Origin of the sequence: Methylibium sp., assembly GCF_965279545.1 — a bacterium.
Lineage (GTDB): Bacteria > Pseudomonadota > Gammaproteobacteria > Burkholderiales > Burkholderiaceae_C > Methylibium.
In genome coordinates, this window is record NZ_OZ257250.1 from 4,298,416 (window position 1) to 4,315,418 (window position 17,003).

The 17,003-nt window shown below is 66.2% G+C and carries 23 protein-coding genes and 1 pseudogene; 13 read left to right on the top strand and 11 right to left on the bottom strand.

Annotated elements, in window-relative coordinates; genetic code table 11:
* Nucleotides 1-54: 54 nt before the first annotated feature.
* Nucleotides 55-1,278, bottom strand: coding sequence for an MFS transporter (locus ACQY9S_RS20310; RefSeq protein WP_428422272.1), 1,224 nt, complete (start codon nt 1,276-1,278; stop codon nt 55-57).
* 313 nt (nt 1,279-1,591) lie between these two features.
* On the opposite strand from ACQY9S_RS20310, the gene ACQY9S_RS20315 reads away from it, so the two are divergent.
* Nucleotides 1,592-1,801: a hypothetical protein gene (locus ACQY9S_RS20315; protein ID WP_428422273.1), complete on the top strand. Its 210-nt coding sequence runs from the start codon at nt 1,592-1,594 to the stop codon at nt 1,799-1,801.
* A complete protein-coding gene (locus tag ACQY9S_RS20320) occupies nt 1,798-2,349 on the top strand; it encodes a hypothetical protein (RefSeq protein WP_428422275.1) in 552 nt (183 codons plus the stop codon). The genes ACQY9S_RS20315 and ACQY9S_RS20320 overlap by 4 nt, the downstream gene beginning before the upstream one ends.
* 151 nt (nt 2,350-2,500) lie before the next feature.
* Here ACQY9S_RS20320 and ACQY9S_RS20325 read toward each other — a convergent pair whose 3' ends face one another.
* Nucleotides 2,501-2,722, bottom strand: a complete 222-nt coding sequence (locus tag ACQY9S_RS20325; RefSeq protein WP_428422277.1) for a hypothetical protein — start codon at nt 2,720-2,722, stop codon at nt 2,501-2,503.
* Between the two features lie 169 nt (nt 2,723-2,891).
* Between ACQY9S_RS20325 and ACQY9S_RS20330 the strand changes: the two are divergent.
* The 5 genes and pseudogenes from ACQY9S_RS20330 to ACQY9S_RS20350 all read left to right on the top strand — a co-directional run.
* Nucleotides 2,892-3,032: pseudogene (locus ACQY9S_RS20330) on the top strand (type II toxin-antitoxin system RelE/ParE family toxin); the annotation flags it as partial.
* Nucleotides 3,033-3,159: 127 nt separating this feature from the next.
* Complete coding sequence (locus ACQY9S_RS20335; RefSeq protein WP_428422279.1) at nt 3,160-3,477, top strand: addiction module antidote protein; 318 nt, start codon at nt 3,160-3,162, stop codon at nt 3,475-3,477.
* 137 nt (nt 3,478-3,614) lie between these two features.
* Entirely contained in the window at nt 3,615-3,935 is a 321-nt protein-coding gene (locus ACQY9S_RS20340) for a hypothetical protein (protein WP_428422280.1), read from the top strand.
* 51 nt (nt 3,936-3,986) lie between these two features.
* Complete coding sequence (locus ACQY9S_RS20345) at nt 3,987-4,532, top strand: cytochrome b (RefSeq protein ID WP_428422282.1); 546 nt, start codon at nt 3,987-3,989, stop codon at nt 4,530-4,532.
* Between the two features lie 103 nt (nt 4,533-4,635).
* Complete coding sequence (locus ACQY9S_RS20350) at nt 4,636-5,082, top strand: SRPBCC family protein (protein WP_428422284.1); 447 nt, start codon at nt 4,636-4,638, stop codon at nt 5,080-5,082.
* Between the two features lie 44 nt (nt 5,083-5,126).
* On the opposite strand, the gene ACQY9S_RS20355 is transcribed toward ACQY9S_RS20350, so the two are convergent.
* The 9 genes from ACQY9S_RS20355 to ACQY9S_RS20395 form a co-directional block, all read right to left on the bottom strand.
* Nucleotides 5,127-6,209, bottom strand: a complete 1,083-nt coding sequence (locus tag ACQY9S_RS20355) for an IS630 family transposase (RefSeq protein WP_428421530.1) — start codon at nt 6,207-6,209, stop codon at nt 5,127-5,129.
* Between the two features lie 66 nt (nt 6,210-6,275).
* A complete protein-coding gene (locus ACQY9S_RS20360; RefSeq protein WP_428422286.1) occupies nt 6,276-6,521 on the bottom strand; it encodes a hypothetical protein in 246 nt (81 codons plus the stop codon).
* A 70-nt stretch (nt 6,522-6,591) separates the two neighbouring features.
* A complete protein-coding gene (locus tag ACQY9S_RS20365) occupies nt 6,592-7,029 on the bottom strand; it encodes an Ohr family peroxiredoxin (protein ID WP_428422287.1) in 438 nt (145 codons plus the stop codon).
* 49 nt (nt 7,030-7,078) lie between these two features.
* The gene (locus tag ACQY9S_RS20370; RefSeq protein ID WP_428422288.1) at nt 7,079-7,315 is read right to left on the bottom strand and encodes an FmdB family zinc ribbon protein; all 237 of its coding nucleotides are present in this window, start codon (nt 7,313-7,315) and stop codon (nt 7,079-7,081) included.
* Nucleotides 7,316-7,336: 21 nt separating this feature from the next.
* Nucleotides 7,337-7,768 (bottom strand): hypothetical protein, encoded by a 432-nt coding sequence (locus tag ACQY9S_RS20375; protein WP_428422290.1) that lies wholly within the window; start codon nt 7,766-7,768, stop codon nt 7,337-7,339.
* 13 nt (nt 7,769-7,781) lie between these two features.
* Complete coding sequence (locus ACQY9S_RS20380) at nt 7,782-8,510, bottom strand: ankyrin repeat domain-containing protein (RefSeq protein ID WP_428422292.1); 729 nt, start codon at nt 8,508-8,510, stop codon at nt 7,782-7,784.
* Nucleotides 8,503-10,176: a nitroreductase gene (locus ACQY9S_RS20385; protein ID WP_428422293.1), complete on the bottom strand. Its 1,674-nt coding sequence runs from the start codon at nt 10,174-10,176 to the stop codon at nt 8,503-8,505. The genes ACQY9S_RS20380 and ACQY9S_RS20385 overlap by 8 nt, the downstream gene beginning before the upstream one ends.
* A 2-nt stretch (nt 10,177-10,178) precedes the next feature.
* On the bottom strand, nt 10,179-10,769 hold the full coding sequence (locus ACQY9S_RS20390; RefSeq protein ID WP_428422294.1) for a hypothetical protein: 591 nt from the start codon (nt 10,767-10,769) through the stop codon (nt 10,179-10,181).
* Between the two features lie 14 nt (nt 10,770-10,783).
* Complete coding sequence (locus tag ACQY9S_RS20395) at nt 10,784-11,212, bottom strand: group II truncated hemoglobin (protein ID WP_428422296.1); 429 nt, start codon at nt 11,210-11,212, stop codon at nt 10,784-10,786.
* A gap of 379 nt (nt 11,213-11,591) precedes the next feature.
* Between ACQY9S_RS20395 and nifH the strand changes: the two genes are divergently transcribed.
* The 6 genes from nifH (at nt 11,592) to ACQY9S_RS20425 (ending at nt 16,999) form a co-directional block, all read left to right on the top strand.
* On the top strand, nt 11,592-12,473 hold the full coding sequence (gene nifH / locus ACQY9S_RS20400) for a nitrogenase iron protein (protein ID WP_428422298.1): 882 nt from the start codon (nt 11,592-11,594) through the stop codon (nt 12,471-12,473).
* A gap of 59 nt (nt 12,474-12,532) precedes the next feature.
* A complete protein-coding gene (gene nifD / locus ACQY9S_RS20405; protein ID WP_428422300.1) occupies nt 12,533-13,996 on the top strand; it encodes a nitrogenase molybdenum-iron protein alpha chain in 1,464 nt (487 codons plus the stop codon).
* 129 nt (nt 13,997-14,125) lie between these two features.
* Nucleotides 14,126-15,685 (top strand): nitrogenase molybdenum-iron protein subunit beta, encoded by a 1,560-nt coding sequence (gene nifK / locus ACQY9S_RS20410; RefSeq protein WP_428422301.1) that lies wholly within the window; start codon nt 14,126-14,128, stop codon nt 15,683-15,685.
* A 142-nt stretch (nt 15,686-15,827) separates the two neighbouring features.
* On the top strand, nt 15,828-16,154 hold the full coding sequence (locus tag ACQY9S_RS20415; RefSeq protein WP_428422302.1) for a hypothetical protein: 327 nt from the start codon (nt 15,828-15,830) through the stop codon (nt 16,152-16,154).
* A 103-nt stretch (nt 16,155-16,257) separates the two neighbouring features.
* The gene (locus ACQY9S_RS20420; protein ID WP_428422303.1) at nt 16,258-16,494 is read left to right on the top strand and encodes a hypothetical protein; all 237 of its coding nucleotides are present in this window, start codon (nt 16,258-16,260) and stop codon (nt 16,492-16,494) included.
* A 19-nt stretch (nt 16,495-16,513) separates the two neighbouring features.
* On the top strand, nt 16,514-16,999 hold the full coding sequence (locus tag ACQY9S_RS20425) for a hypothetical protein (RefSeq protein ID WP_428422305.1): 486 nt from the start codon (nt 16,514-16,516) through the stop codon (nt 16,997-16,999).
* Nucleotides 17,000-17,003: the final 4 nt, after the last annotated feature.

Below are 17,003 nucleotides of genomic sequence, written 5' to 3' on the forward strand. Positions count from 1 at the left end.
CCGGCAGGGCCCGCCCCGGCGGTAGCACACACTCGTCAGCGGCTCGGGTCGGCCTCACGCCGCGGCCGGCGCGGGCGGCGGCGCACGCAGCGCGAGCATGCCGATGACCACGCCACCGGCACCCCACAGCGCCACCGGCACCCAGGCCAGCGCCGGCGCCAGCGCGGCGTTGTTCGGCAGCCCGGCAAGCACCGCGCCGATGCGCACGATCGTGGCCAGTGCGAGCATGGCGAACATCGTGCCGAGCGCCAGGCCCTCGCGCCCGCTGCGGCCCAGCTCGGCGGCCGACGAGTAGATGGCCACCAGCATGCAGCCCCAGGCGCCGCCGGCAACGAGCTGGGCCGCGATCAGCAGCCCGAGCGACACCGCGTGGGCCGCCGCCAGCGCGCTGCCGGCGCCGAGCAGCGCGGCCACCGCCGTGACCGGCAAGGCGCCGTGGCGCCGGCACAGCGCGCCGCCAGGCACCATGGCCACGCCGAAACCGACCCAGAACAGCGGTACCAGCCATTCCAGCGCGGCCGGCGGCGCAAAGCGCAGGTACTGCGCGGCGGCATTGAGCGAGAAGTGGGTCTGGAAGGCCGTGGCCAGCAGCAGCACGCCGAGCATCCACGCTGCATGCCGCGCGTTCAGCACCCGCGGCGCTTGCGGCGGCGGGGCCGCCTCGACCGGCCGGCGCGCCAGGCCGCGTTCGACGCCGACGATGCCCGCCGTGGCGGCCAGCAGCGCCAGGCTGGACAGCGCGAACGGCAGGCGCGGATCGATGTGCTTCAACGCCACGCCGAGGAAGGGCGCGACCGCGCCGCCCGCGGCCAGGCCCATCAGCGTCAAGGAGTTCAGCCACGGCAGCGCCGGCCGCGCGGCGTACTTGCCCAGCAGCACCCAGGGCGGCGCGCGCAGCGCCGACGAGGTGGTGGTCCAGACCGCCATCAGCCCGAGCGCCAGCACCGGCGCCGCGCCGCCGAGCAGCACCACATGCGGCAACAGCAGGAACGCGAGGCAGGAAACCACCGTCGCGCCGACGATCAAGGGCCCGATGCGCCCGAGCGTGCGCTGCACCCGGTCGGCGAAGACGCCGCTGGCCACGTCGGCGAGCATGAACACGAGCTGGTCGAGCACCAGGAACCAGAGCGCCCAGGCCGCCGGCAGGCCGGCCGATTCCAGCAGCCGGGGCAGGAAGAGGACATAGATCGTCCAGGTGGTGACGAACAGGAACTGCACCACCGCGATGTAGATCGCGGCGCCGGCAGGCGCCGGGGGGCGCGGAGTGTGGCGGCTCATCGGGGGCTGATTGTGCGACGGGGCGGGCTCTTGAATGCCGCTTGATGGGCCGCTCACAACGCACCCTGGTCGGCGGAGGCAGTGGGCTCAGGCATCCGCAAAATTTAGGCCGCCCAAATCGCCGACGTGATGAGCCAAGAAGGCGCCCTCCACGGGGCGTCGTGCACGCGCCAGCCCCCACGAGGGGGTTGCGTTAGATCAACAGCGCCAGTACGGTCACGCATGTCTAAATCTAGGCGCCACAGGTCAGCCTGCGTTCATCTCGCCAGAAGGAGGCAACATGCGGACTGTCCGAAGCCGAAAGACCGAAACCGTGACCGTGACGGACTGCCCTCACTGCGGAGCCAGTCATCAGTTTGACCTGCAAGCTGTGATTGACGAAACCATTGGCGTCATGCACATGTTCACCATGCGCACCGAGGTCAAGACTTGTGCGGTCACTTGCCCGGACAAGGGACAGACACTGATGGTGGATGTCCCGGTTCTGCTGACATCCGGCCAAACTCTGGTGTCCATAAAGTGAACGAGTCGACGCCACCAACCGGTCAGGCTGCCAATGCGACGGAAGGCGCACCATCGATCGCCACTGCGCCGCCGTCGCCAACTGCCGCGGAGCCGCATGCTCCAAAGACTCTCAAGGCCCGCGCTCCTACCCCCACGGAGTTGGCGCTTGTTGAGTACGCCAAGCAGCTTGTTCTCAAGTCGGTCGAAACATCGCTCGACTTTCACAAGACTATGCTTGGTGTTTCAGCGACATTTGGCTCTGCAATAACCACTCTGGTGCCAATACTTGTCTGGGGCGACAAGGACGCAAAGATTCCTGCTGGCCCTGGTTGGCTACTAATGGTTCCAGCCCTTCTAATGCTGTTGAGTTCTGTCCTCTTTGCTCTTGGCTACTATCCGAGGCACGCAACGCTTCATCCAAACGAGATAGAGAGCATTCGTGCGGAACGAGAAGCACTGCTGAAGCGACGAGCAGGTCTGGCCTTCGTAGGCCTAGCATTGTTCTGCGCATCCCTCTTGTTCTTGGTTGGCCTCGTAGTCTTCTTGAAGAGGGCTCAAGAAGCGTAGCGCAGTGGCGCCTAACCCTTTACAGGGACTTCCCCGCCAACGCCAGTGACTGATCGATCTGTGAAGTGCACGAAGGGTTGAGCCTGCAGTCGTATATCCGGCATCTGATGTGGGCTGTGTTGTGCGTGCCCGTGCCGACATGGAATCTGTGTCAGCGCTGCGCCAATCGTTCGGTGTGAGCGTTCTTGCCAGGCAGCTTGCCGGTGAAGAACGTAACCTGCCACGTCAGGGTCTTGTCCGGCGTGCGCAGGCATTGGTCGCGCTGCGTGTAAGGACCGCAGACGCCTTCGCTGCCGCGGTACTTGATGGCGATGTAGCCACCGATGCGGCACTCCCATCCATTGGCGTACAGCGCTTGCCCGGCCGGGCACACACAGGTGTGGGCCTACCGGTCGAACTCGAAGTCCTGCGGCCCGTACAGTGAGCCGGCCTTCTTGATCGGGCTCTTGTCATGCAGCGGAATGGATTTCCTGCAGCCCTGTTGGGCATCATTCAAGACCCGCCGAGGTTGACAAAACGTATCCCATAGACTACAGTTCGTCATGCGCATCCAGATCACAGAGGTCTACCGAAATTGGATCAATGGGCTCAAAGATCGCACCAGCCGAGCGCGCATCCAAGTGCGGGTCGATCGTCTTGCGCACGGTAATCCGGGTCGGCATCGTCACCTCACAGATGGCGTCTCTGAACTAAAGATCGACGTCGGGCCTGGGTACCGCGTTTACTACACCGAGAGAGGTGGCGATCAAGTCAGCAGCAAGACATCAAGGCAGCCATCGAGCTGGCCAGGAATCTTTAGGAGTGATCAAGATGGCCAAGTCAGCAGCAAAAGCAAATCTGAAGACGAAGACTCTTGCCTACGATGTAGCAGAGCAACTCCGTACACCCGAAGAGATGGCGGCTTACCTAGACGCTTGGCTGGTAGAAGCCCCGGAAGATGCTGCGGGAATCGCTCGTGCGCTAGGTGATATTGCTCGCGCCAAAGGAATGACCCAAGTTGCCCGCGACGCGGGCCTCAGTCGCGAAAGTCTCTACAAGGCGCTCGGTGAAAACGGTAACCCGAGCTTCGCGACGATCCTGAAGGTAGCACGTGCGCTCGGCGTACGTCTTCACGCAGAGGCAGCTTAGGTTTGGGGAAAATCTGTGCCAGTGATGTCCAACCTTTCAATCTGCGCAGTCTCGTTGGGCGTCAGTAGAGAAACACCCCGGCAAAGTGGTCGAGCCGTCCGTAAGATGCAGGGCTTGCGTGCAGAAGGAGTGGCCCAGTGGCAATAGACATTGACAGGCTGACCGAGCCGGAACTGGTCGATCTGAACAACCGCATAGTCGCTCGCCTGAGGTTCCTTCAGCAAATGCGAGCTCATGCGTCGATGCTGGAGTTCAGTCTCGGCGAGCGTGTTTCATTCCAACCAGACGGGCACCCTGTCCTGTTCGGGGTCATCACGAAGTACAACCGAAAGTCAGTCACCGTCATCACTGAAACGGGGCAGCACTGGACAGTAGCTCCGAACTTTCTGCGAAAGATCAAGCCTGTGCGCGAGGCCTCTTCGGAAGGCGGGCAAGTCATCGGTCTTCCAAGGAAGTAAATACGTTCCGCTTCATTGCCGCGCGTACGCGTACGTGCGCGACAATGAACGATGGAACGCGAAACCATCACCCACTACAGCGCACCGACCCAGGTCTTGCACTGGCTGACCGCAGTTCTCGTGCTGATTGCGTTCATCTACGGTCCGGGGGGCTCGGAGGAGCGCGTCTACGCGGCAGCGGGTGATTTCGAGCGGCAGTTGCATGAGACGCTCGGTCTTTGCGTGTTGGCGCTGGTCGTGCTCCGCATCCTGTGGCGAGCGCTCGACAAACGCCCCGAGCCCCCACCGGTTGCACGCTGGATGAGCCTCACCGCCGGCCTGGTCCAGACGGCGCTCTATGTGCTCCTGTTCGCCGTGCCGCTCACCGCCATCGGCGGCGCCTGGCTGGAGGGGCATGCGCTCAGCCTGCTCGCGGGCGTGGAGCTTGCGCCTCCACTGGCCGAATCGCATGCGCTCGGCGCCAGGATTGCAGAAGTCCACACGTGGCTCGGTGACGCCATCCTCTGGCTCGCGGGAGCCCACGCGGCGGCCGGGCTGTTCCACCACTACGCGCTCAAGGACGGTGTCCTCCGGTCGATGCTTCCGCACCGGAATTGAAATTCCCGGTGAGGCCCAGGCCTTTGGCCGCCTGTCCGTGTCGATTCCGGCCCGCCTTGATCGTCGTACAGTCCGAGGGCCTTCCTCTGCTTCAAGGCTGATCATGGCGACGAACACCGTACGATTTCACCGCGTCCTGCGGGCGAGCCCGGAGCGGGTCTACCGCGCCTTCCTCGATGCCGACGCCACGGCCAAGTGGCTGCCGCCCTACGGCTTCACGTGCAAGGTGCATCACATGGATGTCAGGGTCGGCGGCACGTTCAGGATGTCCTTCACCAATTTCACGACGGGCCACGGCCACTCCTTCGGCGGCGAGTACCGCGAACTGGTGCCGCACGAGCGCATTCGCTACTCCGACAAGTTCGACGATCCCAACCTCCCCGGCGAGTTGGAGACCACCGTGTCGCTGCGGCAGGTCTCGTGTGGAACGGAGTTGAACATCACGCAGCAGGGCATTCCAGACGTCATTCCACCGGAGATGTGCTACCTCGGCTGGCAGGAATCGCTCGCGCAGCTGGCGACCCTGGTCGAGCCCGTGATCCCGGACTAGCGGTTGATCAGCTGGCTAGTGTGGTGCGCCGTGCTGTTCTGTACTTATCTTGAGGCTGCTGCCAGGGCTGCCTTTGCTCGCGTGACCTTGGCCAAGATGTCGGAAGCGCAGGCAGTCCAGATGAAGGGCTTAGGCTCGATGTTGTGCTGCGCGACGTACAGGTCGATAGCCAACTCAAGTTCGGGCACGCTGGTGAAACTGTCGCGGCGGATGCGCTTGTCGGTGATGTCGCGGAAGAATCGCTCGACCATGTTCAACCATGACGCGCTGGTCGGGGTGAAGTGCATGACGAAGCGCGGGTGCTTGGCCAGCCAGACCTGAACCTCAGGGTGGCTATGCGTGGCGTAGTTGTCCACGACCAGATGCAACGTCAGCCCCTTGGGCGTCTTGCGGTCGATCAGGCGCAGGAACTTCAGCCACTCCTCGTGCCTGTGCCGCGGCTGGCACATCGAGATCACGCGGCCGTCCAGTGTGTTCAGCGCAGCGAACAGCGTGGTCGTGCCGTGGCGCTTGTAGTCGTGGGTGACGGTGCCCGCTCGCCCGGTCTTCATCGGCAGGCCGGGCTGCGTGCGGTTGAGCGCCTGGATCTGGCTCTTCTCGTCGCAACTGAGCACCAGCGCATGCTCGGGCGGGTTCAGGTACAGGCCCACAACGTCCAGTAGCTTGTCCTCGAAGCGCGGGTCGCGCGAGACCTTGAAGGTACGGCTCAGATGCGGCTTCAGGCCGTTGTTGCGCCACGCAGTCCGCACGGTCGTCGCTCCGACACCCAGGTGCTCAGCCAGCGTGCGCGTGCTCCAGTGCGTGGCATTGGCCGGCTTCTCGTGCAGCGTGGTCTGCACGATGCGCGACTCCATCTCGGCCATCACGCTGTCCGGGCGCCCGGAGCGCGGCGCGTCCTTGCTCAACGCTTCGATGCCGCCTTCGAGGAAGCGGGCTCGCCACAGCGCCACCTGCCGCCTGTCCAGGCCGACGTCCGCGGCGATGTCCTTGTTCTGCATCCCCTTGGCCGCCAGCAGCACGATGCGCGCGCGCTGCTGCAGCCGCACCTCGATGCGCTTGCGCTGCGACAGCGCACGAAGCTCCCGCTCCGTCTGCACATCCAACTCGATCTTCTTGGCAACCCGCATCGCCCACCTCCTGGGCGGTTGGAGTATGCCGGCGCAAGTAAGTTCTATTACTTCACGCGCACCACACTAGAACCCTTCGTCCTTGTTTCCCCACGGGTGGCTGCCGGGCACCAGCGCGGCCTTGATCCCGGCGCGCTCGATGGCCGCCAGGTCCTTGTAGAAGGTGGCCTCGTGCATCAGGATGCCGCTGCGGGTGTTGACGCCGACGTAGCGCGCCCCGGTGTCCACGTCGCAGACGTAGCCGCCGCCGGGGTCGGTGGTCGTGCGGACGTTGCCGTTCCAGTCGACGAAATAGCCTTCGGGGATGTTCATCTCAGCGTGCGGATTCGGGTTGGAGAAGGGGGTGTTCAGGTCTCAGGCCGGCGCTGGGTGCGCCGCCCTCTCAAGCCGCCACCGGCGTGTCGAGCATGGCCTTGAGATTGAGGGTGACGTTGTTCTTGGTCGCGTCCACGTAGGGGCAGATGCCCTTGGCGCGCTCGATCAGGTTGTCGGCGTCGGCCTGCTCCAGGGCGCCGGCCATGTGCACGGTCAGCGTCAGGGCCATGCGGTAGGCGTCTTCGTCGGTGACGAACATCGACAGCTCGGCTTCCACGTAGCAGCCGCGCAGCGGCACGTGGCCCTTCTTCGCGATGTGGCGCACCGAGTGTTCGAAGCAGGCCGCGAAGGCCCCGGCGAACAGCTGCTCGGGGTTCGGGCCGTCGCCCTTGCCGCCCATCGCGGTGGGCACCGCGAGCTTGAACTTGACGCTGCCGTCTTCGCTCTGGATCGTGCCGCTGCGGCCGCCCTGGGTCAGCATTTCGGCTTTGTAGACGAGGTCCATCGTGAGTACTCCTTGAGGAAAGGTCGAGGTCGGGTGGGCCGGCGCAGGCCTACTTGAGCAGCTTCGTGCGCTCGGCCTGGCTCAGGTTGCTGAAGTGGCCCTGCCGGGCGGCTGCGCGCCGGTTCGAGGCCCGGATGGCTTCGATCTTGCCGGCCGGGGCGATGCGCGAGACGGCGCGTTCCAGGTCGGTCGAGCTGCATTGCGGGCAGGTGGGCAGCGTGCTCGCGCGCACCAGCAGTTCGAACGCCGAATGGCAGGTTTTGCAGTGGTAGTCGTAGAGCGGCATGGTGGGGTCCCTCGGGGCGGGTCAGTCAGGGGTTTGACACCGGGTGCGCGGCGAGGCCGCAGCGCAGCCTTCCATCGAAGCCGGCACGGCGGCCGCGCCCATGCCGACGAAGCGCTCGACCTCGGCGGTACCGAAGCCGACCAGGCAGGCGCCGTCATCGAGGCGCTGCATCAGCGGGCGGCGGATCAGCAGCGGCTCGGCCAGCAGCAGGGCCAGTGCCGACGGGGCATCCAGTTGTTCGGGCACGATCTCGCCGCTCTTGACGCGCGGCGCGGCGCGGTTGAACCACTGCGCCACCGGCAGCGGCGCGAGAAAGGCCAGCAGCCGCTCGCCCGTCCAGTGCGCGGTGAGCAGGTTGCGCCGCTGCAGTGTGTGGCCGGCGGCTTCGAGCAGGGCCCGCTGCCGGGCGTTGCCGCCGCAGCCGGGCTTCTCGTAGAACACGATCTGCACCATGTCGCCCTCCGGTTCAGGCGGCCGTGCGCGTGGCCGTGCGCAGCAGTTGCAGGCACTCCACGCTCGCGGCCATGTCGAGCGCGGTGTAGTCGTCCTGGGTCAGCAGATGCGGGTCCGCGCCCAGCTCGAGCAAGGTGCGCACGACCTGCGGCTTGCTGCTGGAGGCGGCGTACATCAGGCAGGTGGCTCCCGTCAGGTTCTGGTGATCGATCGGCACGCCGGCGCGCACGAGTAGCGTCACCAGCGCCGGGTCGTTGGCCACACAGGCCAGCCACAGGGCGTTGTTGCCGTCGCCGTTGGTGGCGGTGAGGCTCGCGCCCTGCGCCAGCAGGGCTTCGACACCGGCGGTGTCGCCGCGCCAGGCGGCCTGCATCAGGGGCGTGTTGCCATGCTCGCCGGGCCCCTGCGTGTCGTGGCTCGGCGGTGTGGCGGCGTGCTGCTGCCAGGCCTCCCAGCCGCCGACCAGGTCGAACACCGTGTGAAAGCCGAAGTCCACGAACATCTGTGCGTAGCTGCGGCTGGCGTTGCCGTGGTAGCAGTAGATGAAGACCGGCCGGTCCTTGGGCTCGCGCATCAGCAGGCGCTCGTGGTTGCGGCCGTCCAGGCGCAGGCAGCCGCTCAGGTGGCCTTGCTCGTGGTGCCGTGCCTCGCGCGCGTCGAGCAGCAGGGCCTCGGGGTGGGCGGCGAGCCAGGCGGGCAGGTCTTGCGCGCTCAGGCGTTGGAATCGGCGTGGGTCATTCATGGTTGGATCCATCGGGTGCGGCGATCGGTGCACGGTCGGCGTACGGGGCTTCGAGGCCGAGGCGCGCGTCGGCCAGGGGCATGCCGACCGTGAAGTGATAGAGCACCTGCAGCCGCTCGCCGGCGAGGCCCAGCAGCTCGTGCACCGCATCGTCGAAATAGCAGCCGATGCCGGTGCCGCGAAAGCCCTCGGCCTCGGCCTGCAGGTACAGCACCTGGCCGATCAGGCCGGCCTCCTGAAAGAGCTGGCGGTAGCGCCAGGGCGCGCTGGCCAGCGGGGCCTCGAACTCGGCCAGCAGGCTCATCGCAAAGCATGCGTCGCTGGCAATGGCCTGATGACAGCTCAGCGTGCGCAGGGTGCCGGCCAGCGCCGGGTGCTCGGCGATGCGCGCCAGCGGCACGCCGGTCGGGGCTTCGGCCACCGGCTGCCAGGGTTCTCCGGCCTGCAAGGCTTCGGCCAGAACCTTGGCGCCGGCGCCGCTGCGTGGCAGCACATAGGCACCCGGCGCCAGGCCGTCGACGCGGTGCGCGTACAGCACCGCATGCACGCGGGGCGGGTGCGGCCAGGCATCCCAGGGCAGGCCGGCGTCGGGCATCACGGCTGCGGCGATGCGCAGGAACGCCGCGATGGGCATGGACGCACGGCGGTCGAAGTGCTGGGCGCTGCGGCGCTGGCGGATCAGCGTGGCCGCGGGTAGCGTGCCGAGGGTCGGGGACGGCAGGGCCGAGGGCCCGGCGGGCGCGAGCGGGGTGTCGAGGCAGGGGGCGCCCGCCGGTTCCGGCGACGCCTCGGCCGCGGCCCGGCGGGCCGGCTCGCGGGTGGCAGCGGCCACTTCGTCGATCACGGGCCAGCGGTACATCGGCCGTGCATCGAGGCGGTTGGCGCGGCCCTGCCACTGCGCGGTGGTCGTCCAGCCGCGGGGCAGGGCGGGAGGCTCGGGCACGACGGGCCCGAGCTGCACCAGCAACTCGGGTTCCTCGGCTTCGGCGCCGCCGAAGTCGGCCTCGCGGTCCAGGCCCAGCAGCGCGGCCAGTTCGGTGCGGCCGATGCCGCTCACCACGCGCGCCTGCCAGCCCAGCGTGGCCGCGGCATAGCGCAGTGCGCCCAGGGCATGGCCGGTGTCGAGCTGGCAGTAGCGAAACGCGCGTTCGCCGTACTTCCAGGCCTCGCGCCACTGGACCGAGCTCAGGCCGATCCACAGCTGCGGCGCGCCGTGCCCGCAGCCGGCGGCCAGCGGAGTGCGCAGTTCCAGCGCGTGTTCGCGCGGCGCGTAGTGGTACAGGCCGTCGTCCAGGCCGGTGACGCCGGCGGCCAGCAGATAGGCCTCGGTCGGGTGCAGGTTGCCGCTCGACGGGTTGGCGCGCAGCGCCCAGCGGTCGGGGCCGTGCTGCTTCCAGGCGGTGAGCGCGAAGCTCAGCTCGAACAGCGCGCCGATCGCGCTGCGGTTCACCGGGCACGAGGGCACGCCGCCGGGCAGATCGGCCCAGGGCGTGCGCAGCGTGTCGGCCACCAGCGGCAGCAGCGCCAGCGGCGCGCCGGCCCAGCGGCGAAAAGGGTCGGGCTGCGCGTCCCAGTCCAGCGTCTCGGGTCCGGCGGCGTAGCGCTGCAGCCGGTGCTTGCTGCGCTGGTGGTACGCCCGCACAGCGTCTTCCTGCGGGCCGAGCATGATCAGACCGGCCGGTTCTCGTAGACGTTGCGGACCGGCCCCATCAGCTTGAGGCCGTCCTCGTAGCTGATCTTCGGGAAGCTCTGGCTGAAGCCCAGCGCCTTGTCGACCACGGCGTCGACCTTGCCCGCGGTGTCGAGCTTCTTCAGGTCGTTCTTCTCGAGGTAGAGCAGCTCCAGGGTCTCGTTGTAGACCGTGGCCTCGTCGATCGGCAGCACGTAGAAGCTCGCGCCGCCGAACTCCACCTGGTAGCGCTTGGAGATGTCGATGTTGTCGCAGAACAGGAAGTACTTGCCCTGCGGCGACAGCGCATCGCCCAGCACCTCGGCGAGCAGCGCGAGGTACTCGAAGCTCAGCAGGAAGCCGGCGAGGAAGCAGATGTGCGACTCGCCTTCCTGCGCGGCGGCGATCACCTGCTCGCAGCTGGTCTCGGGCGGGCGGGCCTCGTCGGCCATCTTGGCCTGGAACTTCAGGGCGATGTCGCCGCGAAAGCCGATGCGACCGGCCTTCTTGGTGGGGGCTTTCAACACGCTGTTGAGCAGCCGGCCCTCGGCGTCGAGGCGGCCGAGTGCGGTTTGGTCGATGGTCGTCATGGTGAGGGTTCTCTTCAGTGGTGGGGAGACGGGGAAACGGTTTCGGCGTTGCGCATGAAGTCGGCGACCTTGTAGAAGGCCGCGTCGAGCTCGGCGCGCAGGCCCGCGTCGGTGCAGACCTCGGCCAGCGCCTGGCGCATGCACAGCATCCACGCGTCGCGGGCCGCGGCATCGATCGCGAACGGCTGGTGGCGACGGCGCAGCCTCGGCGCGCCGCGCTCGGGGCTGTAGAGCCTGGGGCCGCCCAGCCATTCGCTGAGGTACTTCACCAGCACGGCCTTCGTGTGCGCGAGATCCGGCTCGTGCATCGCGCGGATAGTGGCGGTGTCCCGCCCCGTGTCCATCGCGCGGTAGAAGGCGTCCACCAGCCGCACGACCGACGCGTGGCCACCCAGCCGCTCGTAGTGAGGGTTGGTGTCGGGAGCAGGCGCGTGAGGGTCCATGGCTGCCCTCACTGCAACCGCCGTACCAGCCGGTGCGCACCGGCCGCAAACGCGTGCCTGACCATGAAAGCCGTGGCGCGCGCGCGGGGCGCGAGGCCGTTGTGTCGGCTGCCGCCGACCGAGCTTTGTCGGGTTCCGAACAAATTCAACGGCACTTCCGACAGGCTCGAAAAGCACGGTTTTCCCCGTGAAAACAAGCACTTGGGTGATACCGGGAGGCATGGCACGCGCATTGCGATGGATGGCCTGCGCGGACCCCATGTCAGGCCCCGAGGGACCTTCATAAGAAGACCCATACAGGCACCGAAGGCTGCATCGAGATCGCGGACACCGTTGGTGTCTCGTCACCCTCTATCTTCAATGAAACTGGAGTACTGAAATGGCAAAGCTTCGGCAAATCGCCTTCTACGGCAAAGGTGGCATCGGCAAGTCGACCACCTCGCAAAACACCCTGGCCGCGCTGAGCGACCTGGGCCAGAAGATCCTGATCGTCGGCTGCGATCCCAAGGCCGACTCGACGCGCCTGATCCTGCACGCCAAGGCGCAGGACACCATCCTGTCGCTGGCCGCCGAAGCCGGCTCGGTGGAGGATCTGGAGCTCGAAGACGTGATGAAGGTCGGCTACAAGGACATCCGCTGCGTCGAGTCCGGTGGTCCGGAGCCGGGCGTCGGCTGCGCCGGCCGCGGCGTGATCACCTCGATCAACTTCCTCGAGGAAAACGGCGCCTATGAAGGCGTGGACTACGTCTCGTACGACGTGCTGGGCGACGTGGTCTGCGGCGGCTTCGCCATGCCGATCCGCGAGAACAAGGCGCAGGAGATCTACATCGTGATGTCGGGCGAGATGATGGCCATGTACGCGGCCAACAACATCTCCAAGGGCATCCTGAAGTACGCCAACAGCGGCGGCGTGCGCCTGGGCGGCCTGGTCTGCAACGAGCGCCAGACCGACAAGGAACTCGAACTCGCCGACTCGCTGGCCAAGATGCTGGGCAGCAGGCTGATCCACTTCGTGCCGCGCGACAACATCGTGCAGCACGCCGAGCTGCGCCGCATGACGGTGCTGGAATACGCGCCGGACTCGAAGCAGGCACAGGAGTACCGCACGCTGGCCGAGAAGATCCACGCTAACGCCGGCAACGGCACCATCCCGACCCCGATCACCATGGACCAGCTGGAAGACCTGCTGATGGAGCACGGGATCATGAAGGCGGTCGACGAAAGCCAGGTCGGCAAGACCGCCGCTGAACTCGTCGCTTAAGCAACCCTGAAGGGTGGCGCGCGAGCGCCACCCCGCGCAGCACCCACGGAGCACACACCATGAGCATGACGGTTGAAGACCGCAAGGCCGCGAACAAGGCCTTGATCGACGAAGTCCTGAAGGCCTATCCCGAAAAGATGGCCAAGCGCCGCGCCAAGCACCTCGGCCAGTTCGAGGAAGGCAAACCGGACTGCGGCGTCAAGTCCAACATCAAGTCATTGCCCGGTGTGATGACGATCCGTGGCTGCGCCTACGCCGGCTCCAAGGGGGTGGTCTGGGGTCCGATCAAGGACATGATCCACATCTCGCACGGCCCGGTGGGTTGCGGCCAGTACTCGTGGGCGGCGCGCCGCAACTACTACATCGGCACCACCGGCATCGACACCTTCGTGACGATGCAGTTCACCTCCGACTTCCAGGAGAAGGACATCGTCTTCGGTGGCGACAAGAAACTCGACAAGATCATCGACGAGATCCAGGACCTGTTCCCGCTGAACAAGGGCATTTCGATCCAGAGCGAATGCCCGATCGGCCTGATCGGCGACGACATCGAAGCGGTCTCGAAGAAGAAGACCAAGGAATACGCCGGCCACACCATCGTGCCGGTGCGCTGCGAGGGTTTCCGCGGCGTGAGCCAGTCGCTCGGCCACCACATCGCCAACGACGCGATCCGCGACTACGTGTTCGACAAGGTCGATCCGAACAAGCGCCCCGATTTCGTCTCGACGCCCTATGACGTGGCCATCATCGGCGACTACAACATCGGCGGCGATGCGTGGAGCAGCCGCATCCTGCTCGAGGAAATGGGCCTGCGCGTGATCGCGCAGTGGTCGGGCGACGGCACGATCGCCGAGCTCGAGAACACGCCCAAGGCCAAGCTCAACGTGCTGCACTGCTACCGCTCGATGAACTACATCAGCCGGCACATGGAAGAGAAGTACGGCGTGCCCTGGGTCGAGTACAACTTCTTCGGCCCGACCATGATCGAGAAGTCGCTGCGCGAGATCGCCTCGCACTTCGACGACACCATCAAGGCCAATGCCGAGAACGTCATCAAGAAGTACCAGCCGCTGATGGACGCGGTGATCGCCCGCTACAAGCCGCGCCTGCAGGGCAAGAAGGTCATGCTGTTCGTCGGCGGCCTGCGCCCGCGCCACGTGATCGGCGCCTACGAGGACCTGGGCATGGACGTGGTCGGCACCGGCTACGAGTTCGGCCACAACGACGACTACCAGCGCACCACGCACTACGTTAAGGACGGCACGCTGATCTATGACGACGTGACCGGCTACGAGTTCGAGAAGTTCGTCGAGAAGGTCCAGCCGGATCTGGTCGGCTCGGGCATCAAGGAAAAGTACGTGTTCCAGAAGATGGGCGTGCCGTTCCGCCAGATGCACAGCTGGGACTACTCCGGCCCGTACCACGGCTACGACGGCTTCGCGATCTTCGCGCGCGACATGGACATGGCGATCAGCTCGCCGGTCTGGGCGCTAACCAAGGCCCCCTGGAAGAAAGCTGCCTGATACCGGCCCTCACCCCAACCCTCTCCCGCAAGCGGGCGAGGGGGCCCGTTTCCTCACCCCGCTTGCGGGGAGAGGGCCGGGGTGAGGGGCCACGCCATCGCCACCTCATCCCCTGCCTGGAGAACTGCCATGCCCCAAAACGCAGACAAGGTCATTGACCACGAGATGCTCTTCCGCGAGCCGGAATACCAAGACATCTTCGCCCGCAAGAAGAACGAGTTCGAGTTCAATCACTCCGACGACAGGATCGCCGAGATCAAGGATTGGACCAAGACCAAGGAATACAAGGACAAGAACTTCGCCCGCGAAGCGCTGACCGTGAACCCGGCCAAGGCCTGTCAGCCGCTCGGCGCCGTCTATGTGGCCAACGGCTTCCACAAGACGATGAGCTTCGTGCACGGCTCGCAAGGCTGCGTGGCCTACTACCGCTCGCACTTCTCGCGCCACTTCAAGGAGCCGACGTCCTGCGTGTCCTCGTCGATGACGGAAGACGCCGCGGTGTTCGGTGGCCTGAACAACATGATCGACGGCCTGGCCAACACCTTCAACCTGTACAAGCCCGAGATGATCGCGGTGTCGACCACCTGCATGGCCGAGGTCATCGGGGACGACCTCAACGCCTTCATCAAGACCTCCAAGGAAAAAGGCAGCGTGCCGGCCGAGTTCGACGTGCCCTTCGCGCACACGCCGGCCTTCGTCGGCAGCCACGTGACCGGCTACGACAACGCCATCCTCGGCATCCTGCAGCACTTCTGGGACGGCAAGGCCGGCACCGTGCCGGCGCTGGAGCGCACGCCCGACGAGAGCATCAACTTCATCGGCGGCTTCGACGGCTTCGTCGTCGGCAACATGAAGGAGATCAAGCGGATCTTCGATCTGTTCGAGTGCGACTACAACGTGCTGTGCGATCCGTCGGAAACCTGGAACACGCCCACCGACGGCGAGTTCCGCATGTACGAGGGCGGCACCACGAAGGAAACGGTCATTCGCGCGCTGAACGCGAAAGCGACGATCGTGTTCCAGGAATACAGCTGCGAGAAGACCATCAAGTACCTGAAGGAAAAGGGTCACGACGTGGTGGTGCTCAACAGCCCCATCGGCGTGGCCGGCACCGACGCGTTCGTGATGGAGCTGGCCCGCTTGACCGGCAAGCCGGTGCCCGCGCAGCTCGAGAAGGAGCGCGGCCAGCTGGTCGACGCCATGGCCGACAGCCAGGCTCACCTGCACGGCAAGCGCTACGCGCTGTACGGCGACCCCGACATGATGCTGGGCCTGACGCAGTTCCTGCTCGAACTCGGCGCCGAGCCGGCCCATGTGCTGGCCACCAATGGCAACGACGGCTGGGCCAAGAAGGTGCAGGCGTTGTTCGATGCTTCGCCCTACGGCAAGACCTGCCAGGTCTACCCCAAGCGCGACCTGTGGCACATGCGCTCGCTGCTGCACACCGAGCCGGTGGACTTCCTGATCGGCAACACCTACGGCAAGTACCTGGAGCGCGACACCGGCGTGCCGCTGATCCGCATGGTGTTCCCGATCTTCGATCGCCACCACTACCACCGTTACCCGATTTGGGGCTACGACGGTGCACTGCGCACGCTGATCATGTTCCTGGACGAGTTCTTCGAAACCCTGGATGCCAACACGATCATTCCGGGCAAGACGGACTACAGCTACGACATCATCCGCTAGGGATGGGACCCCCGGTTGCGGCTTACCGCAACCACCCCCCGAGGGGGTCGCGGCCCGCTTGGGAGCGGCCCGGCGCTGGGCCGCGTCGCGCTCGAGACGACCGCGGGGGGCATCTTTCGTTTCATCTGCCGAGGCCAGCGCCATGACTGCCACCACGCCCGTTTACGTGAAGCACCTGTCGGACGATCGTGTCGTCGAAGTGATCGGTCGCCACGTCTGCATCGAGGGTCAGCCCGAGGCTGACCACCTCGTCGTCATCGACGAGCACCCGAATCGCCAGGCCATCCTGCGCGCCGTGCCGGGGGCCACCCACGTGGCCGGGCGCGTGCCGCTGACCATGCCGCAAGCCTCGATGGCACAGGCGGCCCTGCGGCGTGCCCACGACACCTTCGATGGCAGCCCGCATGCCGTGAGCGAGCGGCTGCGCAACGCCATCTGGCAGAAGGTGTTCGCCGAAGGCGCCGAGTGAATGAGTGCCCCCGGGCCCCACCGGCCGCCGCCGCCCGAGAGGGCACTCGGCCGCCTTGGAGCGACCCGGCGCCGCTCGAGTTTTTCAGTTCGAGGAGTACGACATGACCATCCGCTGTGACGGCGCCCGCAACGGCTTTTCCCTGCGCTGCAACGCCTCGCTGTACCGCTGCACGCATTGCGGTGCCACCGGCTGCACCCAGAACAAGCCCGGCATCTGCAGCAGCCAGGGCTTCGAGGTGAACGAGAAGTGCGTCAAGTGCGGCACCGTCGGCCAGCGCGAGTTGCTCGCGCCCGAGAAGGTGGGCTTCTTCAGCACCCTGATGCACGACCCCAATTGAGCCGCCATCGATCGAAACCATGATCTACGTCGTCGAGGTGCCACAGCAAGGCGAGGCGCATGCCTGGTTCGCCTTCGACGAGGACGACCTGCTGCGCAAGGTCGCCACGGATGACGCCAGGGCGGCGCACGAGATCTGGGACAGCGCCAGCGCGCGCGAGCTGCTCGATCTGTTCGACGAGCGACCCGATGGCAAGGGTGTCGAGGAGCGCTATCCCGGCATCCACAGGCTCGGACTCGAATGCGGCTGGGAGACCCCGCTGTTCCGCGCCGACTACCTGCAGGAGCCCGGGCTCTATGCGCCCGAACCCGTGCGCCTGGTCGATGCCTGCCGCGCCGCGCTGCGCGCGCGCGGCGGCGAGTGGCGCTTCTACGAGGGTGAACAGCACGCGCTGATCGCCGTCGACAAGCCCGATGCCCTGTTCGACCGGGCCGGAGGCTGGCGCGCGCGCTGGGCCTTGCGCCAGCAGCTCATCGCGGTCGAGGCGCTTGCCGATGACCTGTGAGCCG

Excerpts from the sequence above, each read along its gene's own strand:
- ACQY9S_RS20310 (WP_428422272.1), bottom strand. The coding sequence starts at position 1,278 with ATGAGCCGCCACACTCCGCGCCCCCCGGCGCCTGCCGGCGCCGCGATC.
- ACQY9S_RS20335 (WP_428422279.1), top strand. The coding sequence starts at position 3,160 with ATGGCCAAGTCAGCAGCAAAAGCAAATCTGAAGACGAAGACTCTTGCC.
- ACQY9S_RS20345 (WP_428422282.1), top strand. The coding sequence starts at position 3,987 with ATGGAACGCGAAACCATCACCCACTACAGCGCACCGACCCAGGTCTTG.
- ACQY9S_RS20350 (WP_428422284.1), top strand. The coding sequence starts at position 4,636 with ATGGCGACGAACACCGTACGATTTCACCGCGTCCTGCGGGCGAGCCCG.
- ACQY9S_RS20355 (WP_428421530.1), bottom strand. The coding sequence starts at position 6,209 with ATGCGGGTTGCCAAGAAGATCGAGTTGGATGTGCAGACGGAGCGGGAG.
- ACQY9S_RS20360 (WP_428422286.1), bottom strand. The coding sequence starts at position 6,521 with ATGAACATCCCCGAAGGCTATTTCGTCGACTGGAACGGCAACGTCCGC.
- ACQY9S_RS20365 (WP_428422287.1), bottom strand. The coding sequence starts at position 7,029 with ATGGACCTCGTCTACAAAGCCGAAATGCTGACCCAGGGCGGCCGCAGC.
- ACQY9S_RS20370 (WP_428422288.1), bottom strand. The coding sequence starts at position 7,315 with ATGCCGCTCTACGACTACCACTGCAAAACCTGCCATTCGGCGTTCGAA.
- ACQY9S_RS20375 (WP_428422290.1), bottom strand. The coding sequence starts at position 7,768 with ATGGTGCAGATCGTGTTCTACGAGAAGCCCGGCTGCGGCGGCAACGCC.
- ACQY9S_RS20380 (WP_428422292.1), bottom strand. The coding sequence starts at position 8,510 with ATGAATGACCCACGCCGATTCCAACGCCTGAGCGCGCAAGACCTGCCC.
- ACQY9S_RS20385 (WP_428422293.1), bottom strand. The coding sequence starts at position 10,176 with ATGCTCGGCCCGCAGGAAGACGCTGTGCGGGCGTACCACCAGCGCAGC.
- ACQY9S_RS20390 (WP_428422294.1), bottom strand. The coding sequence starts at position 10,769 with ATGACGACCATCGACCAAACCGCACTCGGCCGCCTCGACGCCGAGGGC.
- ACQY9S_RS20395 (WP_428422296.1), bottom strand. The coding sequence starts at position 11,212 with ATGGACCCTCACGCGCCTGCTCCCGACACCAACCCTCACTACGAGCGG.
- nifH (WP_428422298.1), top strand. The coding sequence starts at position 11,592 with ATGGCAAAGCTTCGGCAAATCGCCTTCTACGGCAAAGGTGGCATCGGC.
- nifD (WP_428422300.1), top strand. The coding sequence starts at position 12,533 with ATGAGCATGACGGTTGAAGACCGCAAGGCCGCGAACAAGGCCTTGATC.
- nifK (WP_428422301.1), top strand. The coding sequence starts at position 14,126 with ATGCCCCAAAACGCAGACAAGGTCATTGACCACGAGATGCTCTTCCGC.
- ACQY9S_RS20415 (WP_428422302.1), top strand. The coding sequence starts at position 15,828 with ATGACTGCCACCACGCCCGTTTACGTGAAGCACCTGTCGGACGATCGT.
- ACQY9S_RS20420 (WP_428422303.1), top strand. The coding sequence starts at position 16,258 with ATGACCATCCGCTGTGACGGCGCCCGCAACGGCTTTTCCCTGCGCTGC.
- ACQY9S_RS20425 (WP_428422305.1), top strand. The coding sequence starts at position 16,514 with ATGATCTACGTCGTCGAGGTGCCACAGCAAGGCGAGGCGCATGCCTGG.